The sequence below is a fragment of the Actinomadura miaoliensis genome (assembly GCF_039536785.1).
GTDB classification, from domain to species: domain Bacteria; phylum Actinomycetota; class Actinomycetes; order Streptosporangiales; family Streptosporangiaceae; genus Spirillospora; species Spirillospora miaoliensis.
On the sequence record NZ_BAAAZG010000052.1, the window covers coordinates 227787 to 237476 of the forward strand.

Genomic DNA, 9690 nt, shown 5'->3' on the forward strand with positions numbered 1-9690 from the left:
CCCGGGCGCCGCCGGGTGACCGGATCCGGCCGGGCGGCCGGGGCCGCCGCCGAGCAGCCAAGATCGCGAAAGGCGCCCATTTGTCGGTGGAGGCCGATAGAACTTCGCCATCCGACGGACCGCGAGGGTGGAGGACGAGACTCATGAGTTCCGGCGACGCCGGGTGGGAGGAACGGAGCGCGGTGCGCGTGGTGCCGCCCGTCCAACCACGGAAACTGGCCAAGGTGCCGTTCGTCGAACTGGCGGAAGGCCGGTTGCAGGGGGTGGTGTCGAGCGGTTCGGACATCGCCCGGGTGTACGTCTCGTCGATCGCCGCCGAGACGCACAACTTCAGCTGCAGCACCAACAACAACCGGCCGTGCGGCGGTGCCGGGGGCTCCTACCGCTGCAAGCACCTCAAGGCGCTGATCGACGAGGCGGTCAAGCAGTACGGCCTCGAACGCGTCGCGCGCTACCTGAAGGTCGAGGCCTCTGAGGGCGACGACCTGCACTTCCTGCTCCAGGGCACGCAGGAGAAGGCTCCGGCCGCCATGGTGTTCAGCCGGTTCCTGCGGCACCTGACCTATCTGGAGGTTCCGGCCACCCCGGAGCCGCTCCCCGAGATGCACTGGTACCCGGCATTGAAGGCGGTCCGCTGATGCAGGGAGTACAGCTCGCCGAGTTGCTCGCCGAGACCCCGCCCGGCGTCGCGGAGGCGCTGGAGGTGGTCGGCGGGTTCGACGCCGCGCTGGCCAACGGCCTCGCCCGGCTCGGCCCGCGGCACACCGAGGCCCTCAACGCGCTGGCCGGCGCGCTCAGCGCGTCCCCGCTCGGCACGGCGCTGACGGACGCGTCCGCCAAGCTCGCCGGCGGCGCCATCGGCGACGCCGAGCTGACCGCGCTGGCCGGGGCGCGTGCCGCGCTGCTCGGCGCGGCCCACGACGCGCTGCTCACCCGGCTCGACGGCGCGCTCGGCCGGTCCCGTACCGCGTGGGAGGAACGTCCCGCCGAGGGCGAGCCGGTGCCCGCCAACCTGCTCGCCGCGGCCCGGTCCTGGCTGCGGGACCTGGCCATCGCCGGCTGGCTGGGCGTCGACGACGCGCTGGTGTCGGCCGCCGACCAGGCGGTCGAGGCGGTGTGGGGCGAGCCGCGGCTGCGCCGCCTCGCCGTCCTGCTGGACGGCCTCGCCGCCGAGCTGCGCGTCTCCTCCCCGGTCGCGACGATGGAACGGCTCCCCGAACGCCGCTGGGCCGACCTGTGGACGCGCGCGGTGCTGCTGTCGCATTCGGGCAGCTGGACGGGCGGCACGACCACCGTCTCCGGGCGGCTGCTGCCGCTGGGCGTCGACGTCCACGAACACGGAACGGCCGTCCAGGCGCAGCTGCACGCGGTGCTGGAACCCGAGGGCGAGGGGCCGGTGCGGCTCGTCCGCGTCGCCGTCGCCGCCGCCAAGGTCGACACGATCCTCGGCCCCGAGGTGTGGAAGCTGCTGACGGCGTACCCGACGCTGCTGGCGGCCCTCGCCGAGCACCGCGCCGTCGACGTCGCCGACATGCGGCTGACCGCCGGCGGCGACCTGCTCTGGGACGAGGAACGCGCCGAGGCCGGTGAGCCCGCCGACCCGTTCGCCACGGCCCGCGTCCGGCTCCCCGGCGCCGAGGCCCCGGCCGTCGCGCCGCTCGACCGCCACCCGGTGCGCATCGCCGAACCGGTGCTGGTCGAGGGCTACAAGGCCAGGCGCGACGGCACGTTCGACCTGAACGGCGAGGCCCTCACCGTCGACCTGGACCGGCTGCCGCCGAGCGGCCCGCTCACCGCGCAGCTCGTCACCGCCTCCACGGCGTGCATCGGCCTGCTCCGCTGGGACGCCGGGCGCTGGACGCTGCAGCCGCTCGCCGTGCAGAGCACCGTGAAGAAGCAACCGGTCGAGGCGCACAACGGCGACTGGGCGCTGGGCCCCACCGACCCGAAGATCGTGAAGGCCCAGGCCCGCTCCGGCGACCCCGTGGCCGTCCTCACCGAACGCGCGGGAAGGCTGCTGCGGAAATGAACGACGGCGACAGCGACGACGTCCGCCGGCAGGTGCTGCTGTGGCGGCTGCTGGGGCACGTGTTCGACGCCGAGGAGCAGCCCGCACTAGAGGCGGCGAGCCTGGCCGTCGTCGAGGAGCGCGGACTGCCGGGGGCGCTGCTCGACCCCGGCGTCTCGGTCGACACCGTCCTGCAGCGGTTCCCCGACCTGGAGCCGGAGTTCCGCGACCCGCTGGCCGGCGGTGACGACGGCGACCGCGTACGGCGGACGGCCCTGGTGTCGAAACTGCTGCTCAACGCGTTCCGCACCGGCTCCGGCGACGTGTCGGCGGAGCGGCTGGCCACCTGGCAGCGCGACGCCGAGTGGCTGCGCCGCGCGCTCGGCGCGTGCGCCGGCGGCGGCCTCGGGCAGGGCGAAGCGAGCGACGATCCGCGCGGCGGCGCACGACAGGGCCCGGGACAGGCGTCCGGGGAGGGCGCCGGGCGAGGACGCGGGTCCGGTGCCGGGCAGGGGTTCGAGGTCACCGACGCCGACCTCAACGCGCTGCTGGCCACCCTGGAGGGCGACCTGGTCCGCCGGATGCGGCTGCGCGAGGTGCTCGCCGACCCGGCGCTGGCCGCCCGGCTCACCCCCAGCATGTCGCTGATCGAGCAGCTGCTGCGCGACAAGCACAACCTGTCGGGCGAGGCCCTCGCCAACGCCAAGGCGCTGATCAGGCGGTTCGTGGACGAGGTCGCCGAGGTGCTGAAGACCCGGGTGGAGAAGACCAGCACCGGCAAGATCGACCGCAGCGTGCCGCCCAAGCGGGTGTTCCGCAACCTCGACCTCGACCGGACGATCTGGAAGAACCTGGTCAACTACGACCCCCAGGAGGAGCGGCTCTACGTCGACCGGCTGTTCTACAAGCACACCGCCCGCCGCACCACACCGGCGCGGATGATCGTGGTGGTCGACCAGTCCGGGTCCATGGTGGACGCGATGGTCAACTGCACCATCCTGGCGTCCATCTTCGCCGGGCTGCCCAAGGTCGACGTGCACCTGATCGCCTACGACACCCGCGCGATCGACCTGACGCCCTGGGTGCACGACCCGTTCGAGGTGCTGCTGCGCACGACGCTCGGCGGGGGCACGCACGGGCCGGTCGCGATGCGGATGGCCCGGCCGAAGATCGCCGACCCGCGCAACACGGTGCTGGTCTGGATCTCCGACTTCTACGACGACCGGGGGCTGATCAACGACTTCCGGGCGCTGTACCGGTCCGGGGTGAAGTTCATCCCGGTCGGTTCGGTCAACAGCTCCGGCCAGGCCAGCGTCGACTCCTGGTACCGGCAGAAGCTCAAGGAGCTGGGCACCCCGGTGATCTCCGGCCACATCGACAAGCTCGTGTTCGAGCTGAAGAACTTCCTCGCCTGAACGCCCAGGCCCCCACGTAACCGACCCGCATAGGAGTTCCTTGCCATGACCGACGAGATGCTGCGCGCACCCGCCGAGGTCAAGTACGCCGACGAGCTCGACTACCTGGAGTCGATCGACGACGGGCACAAGCCGTTCTCGTGGCGGCTGAGCCCGCGCATGGTGCGCACGTTCATCCTGGGTTCCGAGCGCTCCGACGGCCTCGACCGCGAGATCCCGCAGAAGTGGTTCGGCGACCGCACCTTCGTCGAACGCGCCATCGTCACGCTCGCGTCCGACCGCGGGCTGCTGCTGATCGGCGACCCGGGCACCGGCAAGTCCTGGCTGGCCGAGCTGCTGTCGGCGGCGATCTGCCGCAACTCGACGCTGGTCGTGCAGGGCACCGCCGGCACCACCGAGGACCACATCAAGTACTCCTGGAACGTCTCCATGGTGATCGCCAAGGGGCAGTCGCGGGAGTCGATGATCCCCTCGCCCATCATGACCGCGATGGAACGGGGCGTGATCGGCCGGTTCGAGGAGCTGACCCGAGCCACCAGCGACGTCCAGGACGCGCTGATCTCGATCCTGTCGGAGAAGTACGTCTCCATTCCCGAGCTGGACACCGACAACACCGTGTTCGCCAAGCCCGGCTTCTCCGTCATCGCGACGGCCAACAGCCGCGACCGGGGCGTCAACGACCTGTCCTCGGCGCTGAAACGGCGCTTCAACTTCGTGCGCATCCCCGTGGTGACCAGCAAGAAGGCCGAGTCGGAGATCGTCCGGTTCCGGACCACCGAACTGCTGCGGCGGCACCGGATCGAGCTGGAGGTCGCGCCGTCGCTGCTGGAGGTGCTGCTGCAGAGCTTCGCCGACCTGCGCGCCGCCGCGTCCGCCCGCAGCGACGACGAGAAGCTGGAGTCGGCGCTGTCGACGGCCGAGCAGATCGGCGTGCTGGAGGACGCGATCCTGCACAGCCAGTTCTTCGGCGAACGCGAACTGCGCGCCGAGACGCTCGCGTCCTCGCTGGTCGGGTCGCTGGCCCGGCGCAGCCCGGAGGACCTGGCCATCCTCAACAAGTTCTGGCACGGCGTCATCGAGCCGCGCAGCAAGAAGGAGCAGGGCGCGTGGCAGGGCTTCCTGGAGGGCGGCCGCGAAGCGTTGGCGAAGCTGTCGTGACCGGCCCGGCAACCGACACCGTGACCGGCGCGCCGGTCGGTCTGGACGTGGCCGCGGGGCCGTTCGGGGGGCTGCGCGAGCAACTGCTCGGGGCGGCCGAGCGGTTCGGCTCCGGCCCGGTGGCGCAGATCCTCGCCGGGCTGGTCGAGGACGTCGACCGGGCGCTGCGCGAGCCGCTGGAGATCTTCCCGGTGTGCCACCACTCGCCGTCCTCGGCGACGGCGATGGCCCGCCGGTTGCGCGAGAAGCGGCCGAAGGTCGTCTACCTGGAGCTGTGCGAGGATCTGCGGCCGCTGCTGGACGAGCTGCACAACTGCACGCTGCCGGTCGCGCTGCAGTCGTTCGCCACCGACATCGACGGGTTCCCGGCGGAGTGGGCGCCGCTCAGCGTCGTCGCGCCGATCACCGAGGCGTCCGCCGAGTACCAGGCGATCTCCTACGCGCTCACCACCCCCGGCGTCGAACTGGTGCTGGTGGACCGGTCGACCGACCACGTGTTCCAGTGGGAGCCGCGCGACGCTCCCGCCGGCGAAGGCGAGCACGACGGCGCCGGCAAGGAGGACGACGAGACGGCGCTGCACGGCGACGCGGTCGGCGTCGAGATCGGCGACCTGCGGCCGCGGTTCGCCGAACTGGAGGAGCACCTGCTCCACCACGGCAAGGTGCGGCACTGGTCGGAGTGGTGGGACCAGTACGTCGAGCAGCCGCTGGTCGACGCCGACTACGACACCTACCGGCAGGTCATGGTGCTGATCGGCAGCCTGTTCCGGCGGCTGCGGCCGGAGGGCTCCGCCCGTACCTCGGTGGACGAGGACCGCGAGCGCTACATGTGGACGCGGATACGCGAGCACCTGTCGTCCTCGGACGCCGACCCCGCCGAGTGCCTGTACGTGTGCGGCGCCTTCCACGCGGCCAGCCGCGTCGCCGAGTTCGGCCTGCACGGCGCGACGGGCTCGTTCGAGATCACTCCGCGCACGGCCACGAAATGGCAGTACGGGCTCATCCCGTCCAGCCACTCGGCGATCGAGGCGCAGTTCGGGCTCGCGCCCGGATCGGTGTCGATCGCCGCCGCGACCTGGACGAAGGCGCTGCGGCGCAGCGGCCTCAAACCGTTCCGGCTGGGCGGCGGGCAGAAGAAGGCGCAGGCCAAGCCCGCAAAGCCGCCCGCCGCCCCGCCCCCGCCGGTGGCCGACCGGCTGTCGGGCTTCCTGACGACCGCGCCCGCCCCGCACGGCGTCGACGAGCAGGAACTGCTCGGCTGGAGCGTCGACATCGTCCGGCTGGCCCGCAAGAACGGCTACCCGTCCAGCACCGCCGACGCCATCGCGGTGTACGAGACGTCGATCCTGCTGGCGGGGATCCGCGGGCGGCGGCGGCCGACGCCGTACGACTTCCAGGACGCCGCGGTCACCTGCATCGAGAAGGACGCGGTGCCGGGCCGCCGCGACATCGCGCGCCTGTGCGAGATCCTGCTCGGCGGCGACCGGGTGGGCGCCGTCGGCTACGACGCCCTGCCCCCGCTGGCCCGCGACGTGCTCGACCGGCTCGAGCCGCTCGGCCTCGACCTGGAGAAGCGCACGATCCAGCGGGCGCTGCTCGACCTGGACGCCGATCCGCACCTGCGGCCGTGCTCGGACCTGCTGTGGGTCCTGCGCCGGCTGGTGCCCGACGACGCCGTCCGGCCCATCATCGGCTCGCGCCGTCTGGGCGAACGCTCCATCCAGGAGAGCTGGGACCTGGCGATCGGCCGCAACATGCGTTCGATCGTCGAGCTGGGCTACGAGGGCGTCACCGTCGAACAGGTGCTTGAGCAGCGGCTCCGCAAGGCGGTGTACGCGCCGCAGGCCACCGCCGCCCAGGCCCTCGCCGCCGTGGAGGACTCCATCCTCTACCTGGGCGGCAGACGCCTCACCGACGAACTGGGCGCCCGCGCGGTCGAACTGCTGGCCGCCGAACGCACGGTGGACGACGCTCCGGAGGTGCTGCGCCGCGCGCGGCGGCTGCTCTCCCACTACCAGGCGACCGAACCGGAACTGCCGCAGTGGTGCCAGTCGTTCGTCACCGCCGGGTACGCGCACTACTGCACGCTGCTGCCGACCGCGTTCACCGACGACGCCACCGGGGCGCGGCAGGTCGCGGCGATGCTCGGGTTCCTGCTCGGGATGGAGAGCCTGGCGCTGTCCCTCGGCTGCGACCACACCCAGCTGGAACTGGCCGTGCAGCAGTCGCATCCGGAGGCCCCCGACAAGGTCGCCCTGCTGTGGGCGGCGCAGACCCAACTGGGCCTGCTCCCGCTGGACGAACTGCGGCGCCGCTGCGACGAACTGCTGGACAACCCGCTGGTCGTCCCGTCGTTCCCGCTCTACCTGAGCGGCTTCGTCCAGGCCCTGGAGCCCGTCCCTTCGCTCGCGTCGCTGGTGGTGGAGATCCTGTCGAAGGCGTTCGCCCGCCTCCCCGACCCGGTCCTGCTCCCGTGGCTCCCGAAGCTCATCACCACCCTGAAGGACCACGCCGCGGAGATGGTCCCCGTCCTGATCAGAGAGGCAGGCCGCACCTTCCCCGCCACCCTCCAGGCGCTGGACACCTGGACCCCACCGTGGTCAGCCCCGCCGGTGCCGGCGGCGCCCGCACCGCCCGCGGACGCGGGCCCCGCAGGAGAACTCCTGGCCGCCCACCCCGCCACCTGCGACGCGGTGGCCGCCCTCCTCGGCCTCCCACCCGACTGGCCGACCGACACGACCACAACGTCCAAGACCGCCCCGGCACTGACCACCCTCCTCACCGACCACCCCACCACCACCAACGCAGTCGCCACCCTCCTGGCCTGAGCGACGCCCCCCGCGTCCGGGCGGCAGCCCCTGGGCCGCCGCCCGGACGTCCTTCCCTGCGCCCCGGTCGTCGGAAGTGGCGCTGAGGAGGTGGTCGCCGCCGCCTCCGGGACCGACGAGCATCCCCGGCCCCAGCGGGAGTCGGGCTCGAAACCGGCCGTGTCGAAGTGACGCGTCGGCGGATTTCGAGGCGGCCGACCACGAACGTGCTCGGTTCGGCTGGGCGAGCAGTCGGCCGACGGCGAACGCCCGACGGAATGCAGCGGCGACTCTCCACGGTGCCGACGGGGCCGGTGCTGATGCTGGTCTTTTGGGCCACGTACGCCTGGAACCGCTCCAGCGTCGGGGACGGGCGGCGCCGTCGAACCCGCCGAACCCTCGAAGCCGTGGCCGAGGGCGGGGCGTACGGGCGAACGACCCCTTGGCGGGCGTCCTCGGCGTACTGAAGCTGGCGTAGCTCGGTGGTCGGGGCCGGCTCCGGGTGGTGCTCGTAGGCGACACCGCGGACATGGAGATCGAGGACCGCACGGTGCCCGCCGCGTCGAAACACACACACGGAAACCTGTACATGTCCGCCGACACGTCCCGGCGGTGCGGCCGTTGACTGGAGGTGACGACTGCCGCCTGGCCGTTGGCGGGCGCGGCCCGGGGCGTCCGCAGCTAAGGTCGGGGCCGCGCAGAAACCGAAACGGAAAGGCCCTGAATGTTCCCCCGTCAGGACCGGCACCGGACACTGTGGTGGGCCGCGCTCGCGGCGAGCACCATTCCCCTGCTGCTCGGACTGCTGCTCAGCGTCCTGAGCAGCGGGGGCGCCACGGTGGGGGTGAGCTTCGGCTTCGCGGGCGCCGTCAAGTGCCGCGGGTGGTGGCTGCAACTGGAACTGTGGCCGCTGCAATGGCTGGCAGGAATGCCGTTCCTGGTCGTCGGCCCCGCCTTCGCGCTGTGGGCGCGCACACGGTCACGGGTGCCCGGATGGACGGCGGTGACGATCCTTCTGCTTGCCGGGCTGGCCAAGCCGCTGTTGGCCGCCTACGACATGGCGACATGGGGCGAAGGCTGCGCCGCAATGTGGGAGCCGTTCGTACCGCAGACGCTCGGGTGGGACCTCTATCTCCTCGTCCCGGCCGGCCTGATCTACCTCACGGTGCGCCGACGCCGCGCCCTGGGGCGCCGGGGCCGTGTGGCAACGGGGACCGCGCTGGCCGTCGTGTTACTGCTCACGATCGGCGGCGACCACAGACGGCACGAGATCGTCGCGGCCGCCCCGGAAGAATGCCGGACGGGCCACATCCGTCTTCCACGGCCGGAGGACCTCGCGAGGGTCGAGGCGATCGCGCGGATGCCGGTCAGGGATCGCGAGCACGCCTATCTGTGCATGATGCGCGGCCACGACTACTTTCCGGAAAAACCTCAACTCGAGGACGTCGACGACGGCGAGCTTCTCTGGCGGGGACGACGCATGTGCACGCGAATGGATCCGCAGGGCCGTCCCACCCGGGCCGCAGTGGACGAATGGAGGCACCTGGGCGGGGGCGCTCGTTTCGAAGACGCGCTCGCCTACCTGTGCCCGGACGTGGCGTTGCGCCAGGCACGGGCTGCTGCCGAGAGAAGCCGACGGCTGGAGCGTGAATACCAGAAGGAACACGCCAGGGACGAGGCGTCCTGCCGCCGCTCCATCCGACGCGCCCCGAGGGCCGTGCGCCAGAAGACGGCCCTGCTCACCACGGGCGAGGGCGGCGGCTACTACATCAGCGACGGATCCAGCCCCAACGACCCGTTCAGCCAGGCGATCGACGACGGCCTGATCGCCTCCAGCGGTTCGACGGCCGCGGTCATGACCGGCGTGGAGAACGACGACATCTGCATCACCGTGCGCGCCTACCGCAAGGCCCCGCCCCTGGACCTCAAAGGCTGGGACCGCGTCCAGGAAGTAGGCATCGACAGCCCGCACGGCACCACCAGGCTCTACATGCCAATGGACGCGCCTCCCAAGCTGCCAGCTTTGACCGCCGCAGGCCCCGGCCCCTACCGCGTCCGCGTCCACGTACGTAACCGCGACGCCGCCGACCTCCTCAACGGCCCCCTAGAAACCCACCTCGTCCAGGTCTTCCCAGGCACGTCGAAAAGACCCGTCCTCCACAAGAACACAGAGCACCGCAACTGAGTCGAGACGGCCCTCAGCTTCATCCGCACAGCGCACGGAAGCCGGACGCAGTGTTTGCGGAACGGCCTGCTCCGCGGCCTCGGGCAAGGCACTGACCAGCAGGAACGGCGTCAGCGC

The 9690-nt window shown here is 71.9% G+C and carries 6 protein-coding genes; all 6 read left to right on the forward strand.

The annotated features are described in order from the left end of the window. Positions 1-143: 143 nt before the first annotated feature. The 6 genes from ABD811_RS33730 (at position 144) to ABD811_RS33755 (ending at position 9573) form a co-directional block, all read left to right on the forward strand. Positions 144-638, forward strand: a complete 495-nt coding sequence (locus ABD811_RS33730; RefSeq protein ID WP_344955880.1) for a hypothetical protein — start codon at positions 144-146, stop codon at positions 636-638. Continuing rightward, a complete protein-coding gene (locus tag ABD811_RS33735) occupies positions 638-2029 on the forward strand; it encodes a hypothetical protein (protein WP_344955882.1) in 1392 nt (463 codons plus the stop codon). Before ABD811_RS33730 ends, ABD811_RS33735 begins: the two co-directional genes overlap by 1 nt. After that, positions 2026-3423 (forward strand): vWA domain-containing protein, encoded by a 1398-nt coding sequence (locus tag ABD811_RS33740; protein WP_344955883.1) that lies wholly within the window; start codon positions 2026-2028, stop codon positions 3421-3423. Before ABD811_RS33735 ends, ABD811_RS33740 begins: the two co-directional genes overlap by 4 nt. Positions 3424-3468: 45 nt before the next feature. Beyond that, the gene (locus tag ABD811_RS33745) at positions 3469-4581 is read left to right on the forward strand and encodes an ATP-binding protein (RefSeq protein ID WP_344955885.1); all 1113 of its coding nucleotides are present in this window, start codon (positions 3469-3471) and stop codon (positions 4579-4581) included. Beyond that, a complete protein-coding gene (locus ABD811_RS33750) occupies positions 4578-7409 on the forward strand; it encodes a DUF5682 family protein (RefSeq protein ID WP_425549487.1) in 2832 nt (943 codons plus the stop codon). The genes ABD811_RS33745 and ABD811_RS33750 overlap by 4 nt, the downstream gene beginning before the upstream one ends. Before the next feature lie 703 nt (positions 7410-8112). Then, positions 8113-9573 carry a hypothetical protein gene (locus ABD811_RS33755; protein WP_344955887.1) on the forward strand — a complete coding sequence of 487 codons (1461 nt, stop codon included), beginning with the start codon at positions 8113-8115 and terminating at the stop codon, positions 9571-9573. Positions 9574-9690 lie beyond the last annotated feature (117 nt).